Raw genomic sequence first — 21,301 nt, 5'->3', positions numbered from 1 at the left:
CTCCCTATTCCTAGCTGTCGAACTGGCTGTCGGTGGAGAACGACGCGCCCGCAATGCTGCTGTCGTCTGAGACGTCTTCGGCAACCTGAACATCGCTATCCGGATTGGGGCGCAGCAGCTCCAGTTCCAGCGCGGCCTCCTGCGAAGGCGTGCGGGGTTCCTTGAGAAACTCGGTGGGATCGAGCCCCATCAGCTCAAAGAACTGTGTCGACGGTCCCCAGTCGGCTTCGTAGTCCGATGGCACTTGGGCGTTCTTTTCGGTGATCCGGATGGGATGCGAGAGCTTGCTTTCGAAACGCACGAACTGCTCGTCCGTCACGAATCCCGTGCCCAGTTCGGCATGAAGGCGAGCCATCTCCCCCTGTCCCTGCAGCCATTGCTTGGTCTTCAGAAGCGTCCCCCGCGAGAGGCTGGCGTTCTCTCGATTCAGGAGCCGATGCCTTTCGCACGCGGCCGCCCAAATCCACATGCTCATTCCTCTGAACTCCTGGTGGACGGCCGGCACGCGAAGCCAGCCCTTGCCGTTCCAGACGGAAATCTCGCCGTAGTCGAAACGGTCGACGCGGATAAGAACCCTGGTCTTCGGATTTTTGCGCCGCATCGCCTGAATCGCGTCGGACTGATACCAGATGCCGCTCTGGCAGATGCCCGAAGTCGTGATTGCGGCGTTCCTGTTGATCCCGAAAATATGCCGACGGCGGTCGCCGGTCGGCGGAGGAAGCACGCCGTAAGTGTTGCTCAGCCGGATCCAGGCGTTGCGCGGCGTTTCGCCGCTCAGTCCGGCATGCGGTTCGTTGTGATAGACGTCGACGACGAAGCGGGTAAGGAGTTCGGCGGCCTGGTCCACCAGCAGGCTCGCCTCCTTCTCCGGCTGGTAGTCGCCCTTCGCCTCGATCGAGCCCCAGGTCTGGCCCGAGAAGTACTGGAGCGCCTTGGATCCGAAGGTGCGGAATGTCCGCTCGATCGTGCCACGCGCCGACGCCGCGCCGGCCGGGGGAAGGAACAGCGCGCTGCCAAGGTCATTCACCACGACGCGAAATGCCGTGCTCGTAAACCAGGTGGCGGAGTCGGTGGCGACGAGCTCCGGCGTGCCGAACATGTCCCAAGGCGTCTTGCACCCCAGCTTCCGGGCAATGTCGGACTTGTCGCGTGTTGCCTGCTCGAGGGCCGTGATCGCCGATCGGGCGGATGGCGCCTCCCGGTGAACGCGGAGCGCCAGAATGCATCTCGTCGCGGTATCGATAAGAGCGGTCACCCACAGACGAATCCGCTTGAGCCTTTTCTTCTGGTCCGCGCTCAGGGTCTGCCAGACCTTGCTGATGGTCAGCAGGGTCTGTACGTCAAATGCCCACTCGTCCTGCTCGACCCGCTCAAGCGGACGGATCGGATCGACACCCTCCAGCACGATCGCATACTTTTTGGCGGCAGCAGCTTCGCCAAGTCTTCCCAGATCGACGAACGCCTTTGGCAGCGCGTTGATCCGGTTTTGAAACGTGCGAAGGCTGGGAATGGCGAGCGGACGCTCGTGCTGATCAGTTCGGCGCAGGTTCTCAGCCAGCATCGATGCGACCATCTGGTCGTAGAGAGCATTCATCTTGGGCTTGCTGTCTGATGCGTACATGCGGGCGAAAGCGGCCATGGTCTGCTGAACCTCCGGTACCAAGGGGCTTGGCCTGGTTGTGAGGTAGCGGTCGACGAAAACGATGGGGTCGTAATCGGCCGCCTCGAACTGCCTGAGCCAGCGGCGCAGGGTAGTTGGAGAGGGGGTGCTTTCAGCGCTCCTTTTCGACTTGTAGGTCATGCGTTTCTGAGGCGGATTGAAGAGCTGGTTGAACTCCTCGCCGAGGCGGAAAATGTTGAGGCGCATGCACAGATCGCTGCGCTTGATGTTCGGTTCGTTGTGCTCGAGCTGCAGCCAGCGGCGGCACCACCGGTCCTTCTTGATGACGGCCTCCTGCTGCTTCGGAGTCAGGCTGGAAAGCAGATCGGCGCCATTCGCGCTTCTCGCGGCGGCTCCCCGCTTATAGGCGTCCGGGTAGACGACAAGCGGACTGACGGCATCCGCCAGCATCGTCGCGATCAGTTTGTGCGAGAACGGCTCCAGGATGTTGGTGCCGTCCTTGCGACGCAGCACATGGCCTGCGTCGTTCGACGCGACTGGTTGGTACTCGACGCCGCGATAGACGAGCATGTCGTCCGTCGCGAACCGGTTGCGAGGGGTGTGATCGTCGGCCGGAGTTGCGGTTGCGAGTCGAAGTAGATCGTACAAGGTCATCTCCTCAGTGAATGGACATGGCTTTCGCGACGAAGGGAGCGTCGACCAGCTTCCGATCGGGGAAGACCGGCCTCAGAACGCCGTCGTAGATCAGGCACCAGATGGCGTTCAGGGCCGACGCTCGGTCGTCAAACTGCGCGGTGGCATGGCTGGCATGGATCGCGCCATGCACCCCTTTGAAGAAGGCGCGCATTCGGGCGCAGTCTTCGTCGTTGCGAGCGCGTCGCGCTCTCAGAATGCTGAGGGCGTTCCAGCCACGGGCGATCGTCACGTTTTCATCCGTGAGGACGATCGCCTCGTCGGCGAAATCGGAAAGCTCCGTTCGGGCCTGCTTGAGCACCTGACGGATGCCGCTTTTCTCGAGGTCAGTCTTTGGCTTCACGGCGATTGCGATCTTGTAGCCCGTTGAGTAAGTGGCGCGAAAATCGAACGTGTGATGATGCCAACGGCCGTCTACCCCGAGATATCTGATTGCCGGCGGTTGGTCCTCGACCTCCACGACCGCCCGGTTGGCCATCAGGAGCGCGGCCACCCTCAATTCGTGGGTGCTGGAAAAGCCGACGGAACGGCAAGTGGTCGGATCGACTAGCCAGCCACGGCAGTGAGCTTTCGTGCGTGGCGTGGGCTGGCGAGTGCCTGTGGACCGATGAGGAGGAACCCATAGTTCCGATCGCCAGTCCTTCTCCACTTCGTATTCCCACCCGTCCTCCGCGATGGGAACCACCCGGCCGGAAACGATGCGATCCGGGCGCAGGCCGGAACTCTCGCCGGCGTCTGGCGTGCTGCCGATCTGTCGCAGCGCCTGCTCTTCTTTCACAAAACGCAGCACTTGAAGCGCTCTCATAAAACGTCCTTTCAGTGAACGAAGTTCTGATTGCCGTTCAGATGCGGCTGGGATCCACGGCGAGGCGACGTGCTCTCAAGTCGAACAGGCGGGCGAATGACTCCATGGTCGTCGGCGGGGGCGCGATCACAAAAGGCAGCGGCGAGGGGCGGAAATCCTGATACTGGAAGCCCAGAAGTCCGTCCTCGGCGCCTGTGGGAGGACCCACCCGGTTTCGCTCTGAATCAGGTGCCAGAAGCATGAGCAAGGTCGCGCGGAGCGATGTGAACTTTTCCGTCGTGGTGGGCGCCGTAGCCTTCAGAAGAATGGCGGCGTTGAGCTCGTGAACGAGGCGCATGATGCATTTGGTCACGATGTCGACCGCGATTTCGATGAACGTGTCGACGGAGCAGAGCTCGCGCGCAGGTCGGCGCGAAAAGCGATGTGCGCCTTCCGGGGTTTCGACGTCCTCAAAGTAGTCCAGGTAAGTCTCGTCGATCCCGCGCCGGTCGCTTTCCGCCATCTCGAGCGCGAAGTGAAACGCGGTTGCGAAGGATTCCTCGTCCAGGCCGCGCCGGTTCAGCGACGCGTAAACGGAGGTGAGATCGGAGATGGTGAGAAGGCGAGGGGTAGCGCTGCAGGAAGTCATCTTGTGACCCTTTCCACTGGAACAGATTTTTTGGTGTTTGGTGCGGAGCTGGCCGGGTCCTAAAGGACCAAGGCTTCGGTCATGCGGCCTATTATGAGAGCGCGCCTTCGCAGGATGCTGCGGACGGGTGGTCGTAAAAGGATGACGGACATGCACTTATCCTTCTGAACGAGACTATCGGGCACGATGGGCGCTATCGCCGTCTGAGCGGGAGGTCGCGCAAGCGACGTCCTAGGGCTGAGTGCGAAAGTGCCCGCCAGCCGGGGAAGCGGCGCTGCCGCAGTTGGGATGCGCTGCCGGGTGCCTCAGGCAGCGCTTGTTGGGACGAGGGTCGGGAAACTCGATGTGGATCAGGTCGTCCGGGTCGGCGAGACCCAAGTCTTCGTCGAGTTCCGACATGCGATACTTGCGAAACAGGCTCTCGATGGGGTCGCGCATAGAGGTCTCCTTGCGTCGAGGGGTTAGAGTTCATAGAAGGCGGCCGACGCGTCACGAGACCAACGGGGCTTTCGAAATCTGGCTCACGAGTGAGCGACCAGAAAAACGCGCACGGCTTCTCGTTCTGCGGAAAGGCAGGCCTTTTGATCGTCGGTTGCTGTAGGTTTGGTGGGCTTGGCGCAGGTCGCCGGCGCTAGGCGGCGCGGCCTATGCGGACCGCAGGCGCGGCCGTGCCGCGAGACGTCATCGCCTTAACGGTGTTCTGCTCCGCTTGCATTGAGCTAAGTCTGCCATGCTGGACTTCGCGCATCTGAGGCTCTTGCTTGTACTCGCGCTGCAACATTTGAAGCTCACGGAAAGTAGGAGCTCGCTGCGGACGTAGGGTCTCCCTGGCGATACCGGCGGTTTTCTCGACGAGGTTGAAGTGTTGCGCTTGAATGTCCTGCTTGTCGACGCAGTCGACAACTGCCTTAAGGACGATCGTGTTGCTGCAGCAACTCAGGAACCGGCTCTCCATCCACGCGATCTGAGAGGGGTAGAATTCAAGTTCTGCGATGGGAAGTGTCATGTCTACTCCATGCAGGGCGTCAGCCCGTTGACGCCGAAACACTAGGCGAACGGTGCTATGATTGTCATTCGCAATTCGCGTTTAAGGGGCGTTAGGTGCCGTATGGACGGCTACCGCGGGTTGTTCCTGCAACGCGCCTAAAGTGCCGTCTTGGCGAGGGGTAAGGGTGTGGTACAAAAGCAACACAGGCTGGCGGGATCATATGGCCCGTGTGTCCATCGCCCAAGAAGGGCTCTCGGTTCGCGTCGTTCGCATGGACTCGTCTCCACTAGCGATCTTTCGCGTATATTCCGACGCCGATCGTGACGGGCGTCAATTAAAGTCTTAAGAAATTCTTAACTATGGTTAACGCCGAGACTTCCCGTGGATTGGCGCGCAAACGGCATGTCCATCGACGAAGAGTTGACAATCCAGCCCTCAGAAAGGCGTCATTTCCATTGTTATGCGCCGTCGCTGGTAGACGGTGGTGACACCGCCGTTTATCAACCTAGGACCTAGGCTACCGACGGCAGTTTGCCTGCGTCCGAGAGTCAAATTCTCATTTCAAGGGGTAGTGTCTGCGGGTGCCGCCGTCTCAAGTAGTCGAGGACTTTGGACCTAAGTTCGGAATCGGTCAGAACGGGATCGGCGTCCGGACGATGTCGTAGTTTCTCTCCATGACCTCGGAGGCAGTTCGCTCGAGGAGGCTGTCCCAGTTTGTGCTGAAAACATCGGCCCATGGGAGGCGGAGCAGCCGCTTGTGTAGGTCACCCGGCTGATAGTCCATATCCGGCACCAGGTGTCGGATGCGGTTGTTCAGATCTCCGGCCCCGAAAGCGGAGTGATATTCCTGCGCGATCCTGAGGAAACCGCTCGTCGCCCTGGCTTCTGCGAGCGCAATTTTCCGCCGTTTCTCGTCATCGGGGTAAAGGGGGTCGCAACGCGCCTCCGCCATCTGGGCCCATGATGGCATTTCCCGCGCTGTGGTCGACGAACGGTTGGCGTTTCGGCTAAATCCGGCTCAAATCATGCTAGAGGCGCTGCCGAGGGCCTTGTGTCGCCATAAGGCTTCGCGAATTCGGAGAACGTTCGAAATGTCAGAAACATCAAGGAGACCTTTACAGGTGCTGGGCGGGCTGCGTGGGTTACAGTAACTGCTCAAGAAGGGGTCCACATAACCACAAGTTGAAGACGCGTTTCGATACCTGGTTGGGACGATTCCTTTCGCAGGGGTACAAGGCGATGTCGACCCCACGACGGGTCGTAGGCGCGCGCCTGATAGACCCCGGGCTCCGATCACGTATCGGCTCGGAGAAAGGTCGGTTCCGAGTGGACCCTTACACGGGCCTCAACAGCTGGAATTTGACACACGGCAAACGATGTTTTCAGCGCCGATTTCGGACATAAACCTCGACGCAGGCAACTCAGGCATATTTGACGTGGCGACGCGGACGAAACCCGCCCACCGGGCTGCTTCCTTATGTTCATCAAACAGCGAGTTCGCACCCGAGCCCTTCGCAGCGCCGCTGGAGAATCCGAGCGTAGTTTGGAAAGCCTGCCTTTTGCTGTGATTCCTCCGCAAATGCACCGCGAGCAGCGTCGTGAAGCGCCAACGTTCCGACCAGCTTGGCCACGGCAGCGTGCTGAGCATCGGATGCGATCTTGTCGAACTCAACCGCCAACTTCAGAGCTGCGACGCTGACGTTAGGGACAGGCACGGGATTGGTGCTCGCTTCAACGTCGGAGAAGAGCTGGCCTATAATGCAATCGAGCGCCTGGGACACGGCGACCAATTGCTCGCCGAAATCCGGTTGGTACCCTTTTTCTGAACCTGCTGGAACGTGAGCCCCGGTTTCTCCCCCAGCGTTTCCTGCGACATGCCGATCATGTTGCGAAGGCGCCTCACGTTGCGCCGACGGTTACGTCGATTTCGTTCGGGGACTTCGGGTTTGGCATGACGATCTCCTGGGCATAATCGCAAATCGCTGGCGAAAAATGGGGTACGGAGGGTGGTCTGTCTACTCTCAGATGTGATGGTGATCCATCTTTGCTGTCTGGAAACTCCTTCCCGCGCAACCTGCGCGAGAATCGACGGTTCTTGCTGCGCATTCGCGATGGCACGGTTGTGTATGGTTGCCAATGAGTCCCTCACAAGCTCCGGTGCCGAATCCTTCGACATGTGCGGCCTGGCAGGCAGGCAACCAGTAGATCTGAATCTTTGAATCGAAGGCCGTGCTGTACGCCAAATCCGCTGGCTGCGTTTTAGCTGTGACCGAGTCCTCTTTCGAGTTGCATTTCTTCTGAGTGCGCGCATAACCTGCGCTCCATTTCATCGATTCGGCGAGTCAGTCGAGGAGTCCATGCGACACAATTTGTTGAGATTTGCGGCTTTGGCCGCCACGGTTTCGTTTACCCTATCGCTCGCCTCTGAGGATTCTCGCCTCGACCTTAGCCAGTTGTTGGTCAATGCCGCCCACGCTCAGGACGCGGACGGCAGTTCGAGCGCAGGTGAAAGGCTTGGGAACGGGGCGTCGACGCTCGGAGGTTCTCCTGGGTCGGATACTAAGGCTATGGGCGGCGATGGCGCGTCGGCGGACAAGCCAGACACGGCAGTTGACCGCACTCGGCTCGGCAATGGGACCGATGTATCAACTGAACCGGGGGAGGTGGAGAAGCCTGCGGCGAAATCCGAGAATCCGACCGCCGACAAGAAGGATGGGACCCTAGAGCGCTCGCTCGCTGCCGCTGCCGCAGCAGCAACGCCGATTGAAACCCCGGTCAGTGCGATCCCGAAAGCTTCGGTACCGGAGATCACCGGCAACGGTTCGATGACGCAGTCGATCGCCATCGACGTTCCTGCCTTCCGTAGCCTTTCGCCGAAGCTGGCGCTCACCTACGATTCGGCGCGCAAGAGCCGACTGGGCGGTCTCTACCAAGGATTCACCGGCTTTGCCTGGGGGCTTGAAGGCCTCGATGTCATCGAGCGCGCGAGTCCTGGTTACGGTGTTCCAGCCTATGATGCGAGCGACGTCTATCTTTTGAACGGCAGTGAACTCGTCGCCTGCACAGCGGGAATGGTTTCGGCGTCTTGCTCGACCGGTGGCAGCCATGCCAACGAGAACGAAGACTATCGCCGCATCCGCTTCGACAGTGCTTCAAATAGCTGGACTGTAACGGCGCGTGACGGGACGGTCTCGTGGTTCCGTTCAGTGGCGGCAATGTCGAACTACAATCCGGCGGCCGGAACGCCGGAATGGGACACGAACCAGACTGGTCGTTATGTGCTTGCCTCGGTGACGGACACCAACGGCAACGCGATCACCTACCAATATACCTGCCCGGACCTGCCGATGTGCCTGCCGGAGCGTATCACCTACAACAACAACTACTTTACGTCCTTCTTTTACGACAGTCGTCCGGACTTCCAGACGGCTGCGAACGGGCACTACCTTACCTGGATCAAGCACCGTCTGAAGTCGGTGGTCAATTATGCCAACGGTCAGCATCACAGCGCCTATTCGCTTTCCTACGATCAGGCGCCGCTGTCGAACACCTCGCGGCTCGTTAAGGTCGAGCGCTGGGGCCGGGACGTTGGCTTTGACGGCAACGCCAATCCAATATCTGGTAGTCGCAAGACCATCCGCCAGATGGCCTACGACAACTTTGCGTTCACCTATACCCGCAAGGCGTTCGCATTCCCGAGTGAGCTCAATCTCAATGCCGGCGTGAATGCCCAGCAGGTCGGCGATCTCAATTTTGACGGCCGCGATGAGATTTTTGGCCTCCTGCAACAGAACACCGGTACTACGTCTGCACCAATATTCGGCTTTCACCTGACTTCGTTCGATGGAAACGGGGTCGCTGCCAAAACCAAATGGACCGGCGGATTTCCGGGCAATCTTTTTGCCGCAGCCGGGAGGTTTGCTGCGCAACCGACCAAAACTATCTTTGTGACCTACTCTACCTATAGGGAGGGGCAGGGTAGCACGCAGAACCACAGGATCTTCCCGGTCAGCAGCGCGCTCGACCTTGGCGGTCTGGCGACGTGCCCAGCATCTATCTGCACCATTGCCAAGAGCGAATCCACCGTGGCTGTTGCCGACGTCGACGGCGACGGCGTCGATACGCTCTATGGCAACCGCGGCTACGCCGGCGAGCTGCTCGGCAATGGTCGACAGTCGGTGATCTGGGGCAATACGATCCGCCGGGTCAGCAACGGCGCCTGGGTGAGCGTCGGCCTGCCGGCCGATTGCGCCAACACGAACTCCGCCTGCTCCTACGGTGACATCAACGGTGACGGCGTCACCGACATTGTGCACGCGCCGTCATTCGGCACCTCCAGCTACCAGACCAATATCTGGTTTGGCACCGGCAAGACCTTCGTCCACATCACAGGCGCGTCGCTGCTAGGCATTCCGATGCTGCGCGACATGGACAATGACGGCAAGATGGACGTGATCACGTCCGACCAGCGCTATACCCAGCCCAACAACTTCCGCCAGCTGCGGGCCCATGGCCTTTGGTCGAATGCATCCGGCAATACGCTACAGGTTTTTGGATCGTTCGACGGATCGGCCTTGTCGGGCGATTTCAACGGCGACGGCCTGCCGGATTTCCTCGCGTCCACCTCACAGACCTTCATTTCCAGCACCGGCACGGGGCATCCGAACATCCTGCGCAACGTCATCTTGGAGACGGGCGGTACGATCGCGGTCGAGTACACACCGTCGACGCGTTTTGCCAACACCTTCCTGCCGCATGTGCTGCATCCAGTCACCAAGCTGACGGTCAATGACGGCCGTGGTGGAGTTGCGCAGACCGACTATGCCTATGCCGGCGGCCTCTACGACATTAAGGCGCGCAAGTTCCTCGGCTTCCGCACGATCACGATGACCAAGCCTCTGGCCAGCGGCGAGGCGCTGCGTCCGGTGGTCGAGACGACCTATCGACAGGATCTCGCGAGCTACGGCCTGCCGGAACGCACGCTGTCGCGCAACGGCGAGAACACCGCCTCGAAGACGGTGGCCGAGACCTACGAGGTCAATGCGGCGAGCAAGCCGTACTGGGTCAAGAACGTCGCCACCGACACAACGCTTAACGAGACGGCGACGATTACGCTGCGCACCGAGCGGGTGATCGACGCCTTCGGCAACGTAACAGACCTGAAGGACTTCGGTCGCACAGACGTAAGCGGTGACGAAGTCTGGACCGTCAACCACTTCGCGCCCAATACATCCGTATACATCGTATCGCTGCCGCGCTGGAAGGCGGTGATGAACGGTTTCGACATCAACAAACAGGTTCGGTCGGAAGACTTCGAATATGACGGTTCTAACAATGCGAGTGTGCCGCCGACCAAGGGCAACCTCACCCGGCATTGGCTTTACACCAAACGCGGTGATGCCGATGGCATTTGGGCGAACGTCTTCCGCACATTCGGCTACGACAGCCGTGGTAACCGGATCTGGGCGGTCGACGGTTCGGGTTCGCGCACTGAATGGGACTACGATCCGACGTACGGAATTTTCCCGATCACCGAACGCGGGCCACGCTATTTTGCCACTGGCGGAAACGCGGCCGATGCCCGCTTCGTGACGGCCACCGGTTACGATCTCGTCTGTGGCTTACCCTGGTCGAAAACCGATCCCAACGGTATCGCTGAGGGATGGGGCTACGATCCGTTCTGTCGCCCTTACGCGTACACGCATTCGGGCTCGGGGCGCTACGTCAACAACCGCTACGAAAACGAAGGGAATCCCGCCCTTCAATCGATCGCAACACATGAGCCGCGTTCGTCAGCAGGCGACGAGGTAGTCAGGCGCACCTACTTCGACGGGCTTGGTCGTCCATGGTTGGCGGAATCGGCGGGCGAGCCGGGTACGGGCCTGCCGAGGATCACCGAGACGGTCTACGATGCCCGCGGCAATGTAGCTCAAACGGCTTTCCCGCGCTTCTACGGCGAAACACCGCAGTGGACAGTCAATTCCTACGACTGGCAGGAGCGGGTGGTGCGTACCGTCAATCCGGATGGAAGTGCGCGCACCAACCAATACCAAGCTTATGTTGCGACCCCTTGGGGCACTGACAACGTCGGGCTTTACCACCAGTACTCGCTCGACGAAGCGGGTCGACATACGGTCACCTACACCAGCACCTACGGCAACGTGATTGGTCAATGGTCCTATAACGGCACCACCTGGGTCCTCGATCAGGCTCGCTCCTATGACCCCGTCGGCCGCCTCTTGAACGTCACCGACGTCGGGGGGGCCAGGATCTCCTATACCTACGATCTCGTCGGCAATCGTCTAACGGCCAACGATCCGAACCTGGGCAACTGGTCTTACGCCTATGATGGCGCTGACCGGCTGATCCGCCAGACGGATGCCCGCGGGGCGGTGACGACGCTCAGCTATGATCAGATGGGCCGCCTGACGCTGCAGCAGGTGCAGCAACCGGGTGAGGCGACGCCGACGGTCGTCGCCCGCAACACATACGACGAGGCGGTAGTCTCGCCGTCGCACAACGTCGGTCTGATGACGAAGGCGGAGAACGGCGCAGCCACCAGCGTCTTCAGCCGCACCTATACCGGTACGGGCTCGGTAATGCGCACGACGACGACAATCGATGGCGTGGCGCATGCAACCGTCGAAACCCGCGGCCGCCAGGACAAGACGGTGTCCGTCGAATATTCGCCAGCACAGCTCGCGGTCGGCAGCACTGCCGCGCCGTACACCTACAACGACGCCGATCTCTTGGCGACGATCCCGGGCTACATCACCGCGACCAGTTACGAGGCCGATGGCCAGACGAAGTCAATCAGCTATGCCAATGGCGTGACGACGGCGTTCACGTATTCGCCGCAGCGTCGGTGGTTGACACGCTTGACTACCGCCAAGGGCGCAACCGTGCTGATGGACAATCAGTACGGCCGTGACGCGACGGGCAAGATCAAGACGACTACCGGACTGACCGCGAATGACAATTGGGTCTACGACTACGATCCGCGAGGCCGCCTGATCAAGGCGGAGAACTCCGGAGGTGCACTGGGCGAGACGTTCACCTATGCGGACAACGGCAACCTGACATCCCGAAGCCGCGTCGGCACCTACGTCTACCCCGCCGCCAATGGCGTGCGGCCGCATGCGCCGACGACGATCGGCAGCGCCGCGATCAGTTATGACGGCAACGGCAACATGGTCAGTGACGGCAGCCGCGCGCTTGCCTGGGACGGCGCCAACCGGTTGTCGAGCGTCACGCAGGCTGGTGCAACGACGACCCTCGCCTACGGTCCGGCCGGATCGCGGGCAAAGAAGAGCAACGCCTTTGCCACGACGCTCTATCCCGACGCCAATGTCGAGGTCGACCGCAAGCCAGGGCAGGACACCTTCACCCGCTATCCGCATCCGGACTTGAAGATCAGCTCTGTCGCCCAGACCGGCGTCACCACGGCCACGTTCCTGCATCGCGATCAGCTCTCCTCCGTCCGGCAGGTCACGGACGCCAGCGGCAATCTCGTCGAGCAGAACGGTTACGCCGCTTATGGCGAACCGACCAACGCGGCGATGCGCACGCAGAAGGGCTATATCGGCGAGCGCTTCGATCCTGAAACCGGGCTGCAGTATCTCAATGCTCGCTACTATGATCCGCGCTTCGGAAGGTTCATCTCGCCCGACGATTGGGATCCAACCAAGCCGGGCGTCGGAACCAATCGCTACGCCTATGCCGGAAATGATCCCATTAACAACAGCGATCCAAACGGGCATCAGGGGATCGGCCACAACGGCGGTCCACGCATGGATCTCGATGGCGATCGCGACAACGACAGAATTCCGGATATCTTCGATAATCGTCCGGACTTTGACGACTCCCAGATTTTCCATCCCGATGCGATGAGTTCGGACAACGCGCTCGGGGGCGGGCTCCTTGGCATTGCGGCCGGACTTCTAGGCGAAAAAGTATTCGGGGGAGATCCGAATGCCGTGAAACCAGGCGATGTCGGGACTTATGGAGATCTGAAGGCTCGGAAAAAAGCACACGGTGAAACCGAACCTCTTCATATGGACCACCAACCATCGTTTGCTGCTCAGGTCAAAAGCAGAGAGGATGCACTGGGCAGAAAGCTCACACCTCAAGAAAAGGCTACGCTCCGAGCTCAAACTCCGGCAGTAGCCTCGCCTGCGAAGGTGCATCGGGAGAGCCCGTCGTATGGGTGGCGGAACACTAAGAAGCGAGTCGAAGATGACGCTAAAGATCTCAACAAGGCCGCTGCCCGCGACAGAAATGTGTTTGACAAAGCAATGCGGGACAGAGAGACGGGTAAGAGCGACATGAAAAATTGGGGCAGGCGATGATCTTAGAAACCTTAATGAAATTCTTGGGAGAAGAAGTATCGCTTTTACTCCAGTCCTCCCCTTTCAAAGGCTGGTCGTTTGAGCGAACAGTCGATGAGGATCTGCCAGAGAGAAGCGTGAACTACGTTTCTGCTCGGAACGGATTTTCGATTGTATGCGACAGCCGTGAGCGGGTCAGTTCGATCTTCCTGGAGTCCGGAAACACCCAGCTCAATGTTGAGGACCTCCCCTTCTCTGCGGACCGCGACTACGTGCTCAGGCTTTTGGGAAACCCCTCCAAAACTGGGGCTCCGCACAAGGATTCGATTTTAGGGGACTTTGGTGCCTGGGATCGGTTTGACGGAGCCACGTGTTCCCTTCACATCGAGTATCATGTCAAGAAGGACGGCATAAGGAGGATTACACTCATGCGTCCCGAAGTGGCGCCGTGAAAGCGGATAAACGTGGTGGAGGGAGCACCTTGCGAGCCCGGCGGGGATAAGATCGGCGACTTGATCGAAATCGAAGTATCATCCGGGTGGGCCTATGCGCTGTTCACCCACTCGTCGAAAATGTATGGGGCGCTCCTTCGCGTGTTTCCCGGAATCCATCCAAATCGGTCGGAGGAAGCTTCCGCTTTAGTTCACCAAGAGCCGCTATTTTCTTGCTTCTTTCCTCTCAGCGCAGCCGTGAAACAAGGGCGTGTAGCCGTCGTTGGGATAGTTCGTGTCCCAGGTGAGCTTGCGGCGTCCCCAGTCTTCAGGGCGGGCATGGTGAACCCTGCGACGGGCAAAGTCGATAACTGGTGGCTTTGGGACGGAGAGAACGAGTCGAGGGTTGGCAGTCTAACACCGGAGCAACGAAAGCTGGATATTAGGGGTGTCTGGAACGATAGGCTACTTGTAGATCGTATTGTAAAACAGTGGAGACCCGAGCAAGACGCCCTCTAGTCGGGCTTCCTCGCCGCGCGGCATCAAAGGATCAACGGTTGACGACCGCCAGGGGCGCGACCGTGCTGATGGACAATCAGTGCACCCGCGATCTCACTGGCAAGATTAAGACCATCACCGGGATCGCGGCCAACGATAACTGGGTCTTCGACCACGACCCGCGCGGCCGCCTGATCAAGGCGGAGAACCCTGGCGGTTCACTGGGTGAGACTATGCGGACAATGGCAACCTGACATCCCCCAGCCGTGTCGGCACATACGTGTACCAAGCCGCCAACGGCGTGCGGCCGCACGCACCGGCCTCAATCGGCAGCGCCACGATCGGCTACGATGCAAACGGCAACATGGTCAGCGACGGCAGCCGCGACTTGCCTTGGACGGAGCCAGGCGGCTGTCGTTCGTCACCCAAGGAGGCGCGACGACGACGCTCGTCTACGGTCCGTCGGGCTCGCGGGCAAAGAAGAGCAACGCGTTCGGGTGCCGTTCGCCGAGGCGGCAGCTGGCGCCTGCACTAGTACGCGCCACGTCTACCGGCTGGGAATGCAACGCGTGCGCAGCCCTGGTATTCGGAACCCATACAGAACTGTTCACCCTGATCGGAGTCAGCTGCTTTTCAAGCGCATCCTAAAGTTGCGAACGTCGCTTGCAAAACTTGATGACTGCAGTCATGAATGAGCCGGAATGATTGCGAAGGCATTCGCGAGGGGGAATTCATGCGACACAATCTGTTGGGTTTTGCGGCTTTGGCCGCCACGGTTTCGTTTGCCTTGTCGAGTGGTGCTGGAGGGCAACGACTTTACCCAGGTGGGCTGCTGATCAGCGAAGCGCACGCGCAGGGGGCCATCGACGAGGTGAAGACCGGTGGTGGCTTTGGCAATGGTGCTTCGGCACTCGGCGCGGTTTCAACCGCAGCTAAGAGCGGCCCTAAAGACCAGCTTGACACTGCGGTAGATCGCACCCTGAGCGACAACGAGGGTGATGCCGAGCCCGCGGCAGGCCACCATGAGAAGAGCGAGCCGGAACTTGACACTTCCGCCCAGGCCAGGGCTTTGAAGCACGAAAGTGTCAATGCGCAGATTTCTGCCGAAACGGATGGTTCCGAGCCATACGTACAGCCGCAATTCGAGAAACGGAGTTTGCCCGCACTGTCAGACAACAGCGGGAACCTCACCTACCTTGCGGACATCACCGCCCCGGCGTTTCGTGGGTTGGAGCCTAAACTTGCCTTGAACTACAGCTCGTCGCGGCGAGCGAAGCGAAGTGGCGCCTATCAGGCGTGGTTGGGTTTCGGCTGGGGTCTAACCGACATTGACGTGATCGAGCGCGGTCGGCCCCATAAGGGCGTTCCGTCGTTTTCCGCGAGCGACGTGTACTACCTCAACGACGAGGAACTGGTCGCTTGCACTACCTCGATTTCCTCTCCCTCATGTTCGACGGGAGGAACGCACGTCACCGAGCGCGAGTCTTTCCGCCGGGTGAAGTTTACTGCCAGCAACAACAGGTGGGAAGTTACCGAAACGAACGGTCGAGTATCGGCCTTCAAATCAGTCGCGGAAGTGTCCGGTGTCACGCCCGCAGTCGGTGCTCCCACCGATCTCCTAAGAAACAGCCGCTGGCTTCTGAGCTCCAGGACGGACGCCAATGGGAACTCTGTCAGCTACAACTACGATTGCTCCGAGGTCGCGGCGAACCCTCTTACCGGCGTGTGCTACCCGTCCAAGATAGCGTACACGGGCGCATTGATCACCTTTTACTTCGAGGCGCGACCGGATTATGTCCTTGCCGCCAACGGTCACAACATTGCTGAGACCAAGAGGCGGCTCAAGACGGTTTTAGTGACGTCCGGCGGAAAGACCAGGACCGTCTACACCGTTGAGTATGATCAAGCACCGGTTTCCAACGCATCGCGCCTGACGAGAATTCGACAGTTTGGAAGCGACGCAGTGGTGGCTTCCAATGGCTCGGTCACAGCCGGAAGTGAGCTCCCGCCGATCGTAATGACGTACGCCAACTTTGCGGGCCAGTTTGGAGCCACCATAAACACAGAAACACTCCTCGGAAGACAAGCCGGTGGCATTAGTGGTGGGGTGGAGCATACGGATCTAAACAACGACGGAGTCACTGAGATCGTCGCGTGGGAGACGCCCCCGACGTCGAAAACAAGGAGAGTCAATGAGGTCGTTCTCGGGATTGCTCCCGATAACACAATTCGGAAGGTTGGAGATATTGAGAGCTCTATCTACGAGGGGCGATACATTGGCCGGTTCTCGGAGAGTTCGAAATTACGCCATGTGGTTTATAAATCCGCTAGTGGCGTAGCGAAGGCCGTCAGTCTGAATGACGCGGGAGCCATTTCTTTATCGGATTGCTCTTTGCCGGCCAATTCTGTCCCGGCGGCGACCTGCAACCTTGCCGGACAAGACAAGGCCTTGATGGCCTTTGACTATGATGGCGACGGCGTCGATACGCTCTATAAGACTGGTCATCCAGCCATGCCAGGCAAATTGTCTCTTGGTGGAGCAAGCCTGTATGGAGACGGCGAAACCTTTCTCGCAGTCCAGCAGGATGGGCAGGGCTCGACACCCGGCAAGTTCGAAGGGGCCGCGAAATTTGCGAGCCAAAGCAGTTCTGGCGTTAGTTATCCGGCGGTGGACGCTAACGGCAATACGATCAACCTCAATTGCTGGGGCGGCAACGGATTTTTCTGCTCTCTGAGTGACGTAAACGGCGACGGTATTTCAGATCTTGTTGTTTATGCGGTTGTCTACAATCGAAATTCCCAAGGCGTCATCGTTCTACCGGCTCAGATCACAAAACGGGTTTTGTTGGGATCTGGGCGGTCCTTCATCCTAAAATACACGACTGTCATCTCCAAGGATGGAATGCTGCAAAAGCTCGGCTTTGCGGACGTGGATGGCGACGGGCTGAATGAAATAGAAGAAGTCTATTTCGGTACCGGGCCAATTTCGTCGTGGAGATGTGACCTAACGTATGAACCGACCTCAGAGTTTGAACTCTCGTCGGTGTTCTCTATGCGTTTTGGCGCGGCTGGTGCGAACCTCGCGGCCGGTCCAACCCTGCCCAATGCCGGATTAATGTCGGATTTGAATGGGGACGGTCTGGCCGACATTGGCTTCTTCACTGCTGCAGGGCGACCAAGCATGCAGTACTGCGCGTTGCCGTGGGACTTCTTGTCATATCGCTTCTCTCGTTCCGGCGTGATGTTCCCAAACCTGCTGACCAGTGTGCGCACCCAGTTGGGGGCGGTCATCAAGCCAGAATATGCTCCGTCGAGCCGCTTCAAGAGTGACTATCTTCCGCATGTGTCGCAGGTGGTCACAAAGCTGACTGTCGAAGACGGTCGCGGTGGGCGAGCGATCACCGACGTCACCTATGCAAAGGGACGCTATGACCCCAAGGAGCAGGTGTTTCTCGGCTTTGGAACAGTCACGAAGACCTTGCCTTTAGCCAACGGGGAGGCGCAACGCCCGGTCATGGAGACGACGTATCGTCAGGACCTTGCCACGTTTGGGCAGCCATCCCGAACAATTCTGCGTGGTTCGGCGGGCGTCGTTTCTAAAAGCGTTGTTGAAGCCTATTCTGTGCAGAGCGCAACGAAGCCCTACCGGGCGTTTCACACCGCGACTGAAACAACGCTGACCGAGAGCGGCGGTTCGATCATCCTTCGTCAAGAGCGCAGCTTCGACACTTATGGCAACATCACACAGGTTCGGGACTTTGGCCGGAAGGATTTAACCGGAGACGAAACCTGGACGGTGACGTCTTACTCGCCGAATACCGCGGCCTACATCGTGTCGGCGCCAAGGGCGAGAAACGTGCGCTCCGGAGGGTTCACGGCTGATGTCGACGTCTATGAACAGCACGAAGTGTATTTCTACGACGGTGCGGCAAGCGATGCGACGGCCCCGACGAAAGGCAATCTCACGGTGCAGCGCAGCTACGCCTCGGTTGAGCCAACGTCAAGTTATCGTGCCGAGGCGTTCACCTATGACAGTTACGGCAACCGTCTGACACGTACCGACGGCGTTGGCAATCGAACCGAATGGGACTACGACGCCACCTACCGCCTACACGTCGTCAAGGAGCGCGCGGCGAAGTACTTCGCAAACGGTAGCCTTACCGCAGATACACGGTTCGTCTCGAACGTCACGCCCAATTTGGTCTGCGGTACCGTGGCGGACAAGACCGATTGGAACGGAATCAAAGAAACATTTACGTATGACGCCTTCTGCCGACCCTACGGCTACACGAACTCGGGCACCGGAAAGTACGTCAAGACGCGCTACGAAACTATGGGCAATCCGGCAACCCAGGCTGTCGTGTCCTACGAGCCCCTGGCGACAGGGGCCGGCGATGTTTTCCAGCGAACCTACTACGACGGCCTTGGCCGTTCATGGCGCAAGGAGGCACCGGGAGAGGTTACCGGGGGACCGAAACGCGTCACGGATACAGCCTACGATCCGAGGGGTAACGTCGCAAAGGTAGCACTACCCCGTTTTTCGGATGGCACTGCATTCTGGTCGGTGCACTCCTACGACTCGCAGGATCGGGTTGTGAAGACGGTGAACCCAGACGCGTCTCAGCGCACTTACAGCTATAACGTCGTCCCTACCGTTTTGACAGCAAGTCCAACCAGCATCCCGGTCTATGAAACCCTGCTCACGGACGAGGAAGAAAAGGTCCACCGGACGGTTACCGACAAGGGTGGAAATGCAGTGCTCGTTGCTACGCAGCTCTCCGGCACCTGGGTCAGCGAATATCGTAGCTATGACGCGCTGGCAAGGTTGCGGACCGTGCGCGATCACGGGGGAGCCATCTGGAATTATTCTTACGACCTGCGAGGCAACCGCCTTACGGCGAGCGACCCGGACCTTGGCAATTGGACGTACGTCTATGATGGTGCCGACAGGCTGATCAGCCAGACGGATGCCCGCGGCGCAATTACGACCCTGTCATACGACCAGATGGGGCGGCCGCTCACGAAGAAGGCAAAGGGGCCCGGGGATGCGACCCCGATAACTGTCGCTACCAATGCGTACGACACCGCGGAAGCGGGTGTAGGACGTGCGCCGTTCCACGACGTCGGGATGTTGACGATGTCGGCAAACGGCTCTGCCAAACTTAGTTACAGCCGTAGTCTTCCGGGCAGCGGCACGGTATTGACGACGACCACCTTGGTCGATGGAATCACTCACACGACCGTAGAGACTAAGGGTAAAGCCGACCTGCCTTTGTCGATCTTCTATTCCCCCGGAAACGTCAACGTTGGCTCGGCGGCGGCACCCTGGGCCTACAACACGGCTAACCAGCTGACGAAGGTGCCAGGCTACATAAGCGCGGGATCATACGAGGCCGACGGTCAGACAGCCTCGATCACCTACGAGAATGGTGTAGTGACCACCTTCGCCTACGCACCACAACGCCGCTGGCTCAGCCGGGTGACCACGAAGAAAGGTACGACCGCGCTGATGGATAACCAGTATGCGCGTGACGCGGTCGGGCGCATAAAGACAGTAACCGGGCTAACAACATCTGATAGCTGGGGCTACGCGTACGACGATCTTGGACGGCTGGTGACCGCCAACAACACAGGCAACAATTCGCTGGACGAAACTTTCACGTATTCACCCTCCGGCAACCTCCTGTCCCGAACCAGGGTCCCGGGGGCTTACGTCTATCCAGCGGGAACAGCTGTCCGGCCCCATGCTGCGACGAAAATCGGTACAAAAACGCTATCCTACGACCTCAACGGCAACAGGCTCTCGGACGGCGCGCGCACGTTGGTCTGGAATAGCTCCAACCTGCTGCAGAGCGTTACGCAAGCTGGTGCGGTCGTGATATTCGGATACGGACCGGATGGCGCCAGGGCGATGAAGACGTGGGCCTTCGGCAAAATGCTCTACGCTGGGGCCAACGTCGAGATCGATCGCACGACACCCGGCAGCGAGGTCTTCACACGCTATCCGCATCCGGACATCAAGATAACAACGGCAGCGGGGGCGACGAGCAAGAGCTTCCTCCATCGAGATCATTTGTCGTCAGTTCGATTGGTCACGAACGAGGTCGGTAGCCAGGTTGAAGCGACGGGATACGCCGCCTACGGCGAGCGCACGAACGCAGCGATGAAATCGCAGAAGGGGTACATCGGGGAGCGATTTGATGCCGAAACAGGGTTCATGTATCTCAATGCCCGTTATTACGATGCTGCCTACGGACGCTTCGTGCCGTCGGACGCAGCTGAACGCGAAGCGAAAGGCGGCGACGCACGGCCGGTGGGGGTCAGCGAGGCTGACGCTCGATCGACCTCCAGCCTTCATTCCGGCTCTCCTCGTACGCCGCTGGAGGCGAACTCTTCCCAATCTGCCCTACAACCGATGACGACACACGTAACCAGCGCTTTGAGGGGCTCCGAATGAACGGTTATCACCGCGGGCTCGCCGCCCGTCTCTTGAGCCTCCTGTTGGTCTGCAGTTTCGCTGCTGCCTCCTTTAGTTCTCAGACGCAGGCTCGGTTCATTTCCCCCGACACGATGGACCCGACGATGGCCGGGGTTGGGACGAATCGGTATGCGTACTCGGGTAATGACCCCATTAACAAAAGCGATCCCAATGGGCATCAATCGACTTGGCCGGGCAATGGCGGCCCCCCGCTCGATCCCATGGATCCCGACGGGGACGACATCCCCACATTCATGGATCCGAACCCCGGCGTAAACGATCACGCGGTACGGATACATCAGATCAGTCCGAACTTAGGCGATCCAGGCATTGGTGGGTTGGCGGCGACTATGGCGGGAGCCGCGATCATCGGGCATCCGTTGGCCCCAATTCGCGGATATCTCAACGACTTGGAACAGAAAAGCGGAATTGCGATTAGCCTCGAACAACGCCAGTATCTCGCCGACGATATAAGAACAAACACGAAGCCGGTAGGTAGCGTTACGGGGCAGGAACTAGCTGCCGCAAGAAAGGACTGGACGAACCGGCGCCCCTCGCTGCAGGCGGAATGGGAAATACGCACTGGAAAATCGTGGCCCCGGTACACCAGCAATGACATAGAAAACGGACTCGGCCGAAAAGGTACCGTGGTTGGAGGTTTCTATGACGCTCACCACATCCGCCAGCTTAACGACGGCGGAACAAACACATGGTGGAACATGACGCCCGTTCCAGCAGGGAACCATCAAGGGGGCGTTCACAAGCCGGGTGGTGCGCTCAGTTCATTACGGGATTTCTTTAGCGGCATGTTTGGCGGAACCAGGAGATAGAA

Annotated in this window: 12 protein-coding genes; 6 read left to right on the top strand and 6 right to left on the bottom strand. The window is 59.3% G+C overall.

Going from position 1 to position 21,301, the window contains the following annotated elements:
- Positions 1 to 10: 10 nt before the first annotated feature.
- From IB279_RS13835 to IB279_RS13810, 6 genes are all read right to left on the bottom strand, one after another.
- Positions 11 to 2,269, bottom strand: a complete 2,259-nt coding sequence (locus IB279_RS13835) for a DDE-type integrase/transposase/recombinase (RefSeq protein ID WP_192339295.1) — start codon at positions 2,267 to 2,269, stop codon at positions 11 to 13.
- A gap of 10 nt (positions 2,270 to 2,279) precedes the next feature.
- Positions 2,280 to 3,104: a TnsA endonuclease N-terminal domain-containing protein gene (locus IB279_RS13830; protein WP_192339294.1), complete on the bottom strand. Its 825-nt coding sequence runs from the start codon at positions 3,102 to 3,104 to the stop codon at positions 2,280 to 2,282.
- A gap of 52 nt (positions 3,105 to 3,156) precedes the next feature.
- Entirely contained in the window at positions 3,157 to 3,747 is a 591-nt protein-coding gene (locus IB279_RS13825; protein WP_192339293.1) for a hypothetical protein, read from the bottom strand.
- 231 nt (positions 3,748 to 3,978) lie between these two features.
- A complete protein-coding gene (locus IB279_RS13820) occupies positions 3,979 to 4,185 on the bottom strand; it encodes a hypothetical protein (protein WP_192339292.1) in 207 nt (68 codons plus the stop codon).
- Between the two features lie 193 nt (positions 4,186 to 4,378).
- A complete protein-coding gene (locus tag IB279_RS13815; RefSeq protein ID WP_192339291.1) occupies positions 4,379 to 4,753 on the bottom strand; it encodes a hypothetical protein in 375 nt (124 codons plus the stop codon).
- Positions 4,754 to 5,366: 613 nt separating this feature from the next.
- On the bottom strand, positions 5,367 to 5,687 hold the full coding sequence (locus IB279_RS13810; protein ID WP_192339290.1) for a hypothetical protein: 321 nt from the start codon (positions 5,685 to 5,687) through the stop codon (positions 5,367 to 5,369).
- Between the two features lie 646 nt (positions 5,688 to 6,333).
- Here IB279_RS13810 and IB279_RS13805 point away from each other — a divergent pair.
- The 6 genes from IB279_RS13805 (at position 6,334) to IB279_RS13780 (ending at position 21,299) form a co-directional block, all read left to right on the top strand.
- Positions 6,334 to 6,561, top strand: a complete 228-nt coding sequence (locus tag IB279_RS13805) for a hypothetical protein (protein WP_192339289.1) — start codon at positions 6,334 to 6,336, stop codon at positions 6,559 to 6,561.
- Between the two features lie 741 nt (positions 6,562 to 7,302).
- Positions 7,303 to 13,083 carry an RHS repeat-associated core domain-containing protein gene (locus IB279_RS13800; RefSeq protein ID WP_192339288.1) on the top strand — a complete coding sequence of 1,927 codons (5,781 nt, stop codon included), beginning with the start codon at positions 7,303 to 7,305 and terminating at the stop codon, positions 13,081 to 13,083.
- Entirely contained in the window at positions 13,080 to 13,514 is a 435-nt protein-coding gene (locus IB279_RS13795) for a hypothetical protein (RefSeq protein ID WP_192339287.1), read from the top strand. The genes IB279_RS13800 and IB279_RS13795 overlap by 4 nt, the downstream gene beginning before the upstream one ends.
- A 536-nt stretch (positions 13,515 to 14,050) precedes the next feature.
- Positions 14,051 to 14,245 (top strand): hypothetical protein, encoded by a 195-nt coding sequence (locus tag IB279_RS13790; protein ID WP_192339286.1) that lies wholly within the window; start codon positions 14,051 to 14,053, stop codon positions 14,243 to 14,245.
- A gap of 479 nt (positions 14,246 to 14,724) precedes the next feature.
- The gene (locus IB279_RS13785) at positions 14,725 to 20,448 is read left to right on the top strand and encodes a toxin TcdB middle/N-terminal domain-containing protein (RefSeq protein ID WP_192339285.1); all 5,724 of its coding nucleotides are present in this window, start codon (positions 14,725 to 14,727) and stop codon (positions 20,446 to 20,448) included.
- Complete coding sequence (locus IB279_RS13780; RefSeq protein ID WP_192339284.1) at positions 20,445 to 21,299, top strand: hypothetical protein; 855 nt, start codon at positions 20,445 to 20,447, stop codon at positions 21,297 to 21,299. Before IB279_RS13785 ends, IB279_RS13780 begins: the two co-directional genes overlap by 4 nt.
- The last annotated feature ends 2 nt before the right edge of the window (positions 21,300 to 21,301 follow it).

The organism is Ensifer sp. ENS06, assembly GCF_014852205.1.
Taxonomy (GTDB): domain Bacteria; phylum Pseudomonadota; class Alphaproteobacteria; order Rhizobiales; family Rhizobiaceae; genus Ensifer; species Ensifer adhaerens.
This window is presented reverse-complemented; position numbering and strand designations above follow the sequence as displayed.

Excerpts from the sequence above, each read along its gene's own strand:
- IB279_RS13825 (WP_192339293.1), bottom strand. The coding sequence starts at position 3,747 with ATGACTTCCTGCAGCGCTACCCCTCGCCTTCTCACCATCTCCGATCTC.
- IB279_RS13820 (WP_192339292.1), bottom strand. The coding sequence starts at position 4,185 with ATGCGCGACCCCATCGAGAGCCTGTTTCGCAAGTATCGCATGTCGGAA.
- IB279_RS13815 (WP_192339291.1), bottom strand. The coding sequence starts at position 4,753 with ATGACACTTCCCATCGCAGAACTTGAATTCTACCCCTCTCAGATCGCG.
- IB279_RS13810 (WP_192339290.1), bottom strand. The coding sequence starts at position 5,687 with ATGGCGGAGGCGCGTTGCGACCCCCTTTACCCCGATGACGAGAAACGG.
- IB279_RS13800 (WP_192339288.1), top strand. The coding sequence starts at position 7,303 with ATGGGCGGCGATGGCGCGTCGGCGGACAAGCCAGACACGGCAGTTGAC.
- IB279_RS13795 (WP_192339287.1), top strand. The coding sequence starts at position 13,080 with ATGATCTTAGAAACCTTAATGAAATTCTTGGGAGAAGAAGTATCGCTT.
- IB279_RS13785 (WP_192339285.1), top strand. The coding sequence starts at position 14,725 with ATGCGACACAATCTGTTGGGTTTTGCGGCTTTGGCCGCCACGGTTTCG.
- IB279_RS13780 (WP_192339284.1), top strand. The coding sequence starts at position 20,445 with ATGAACGGTTATCACCGCGGGCTCGCCGCCCGTCTCTTGAGCCTCCTG.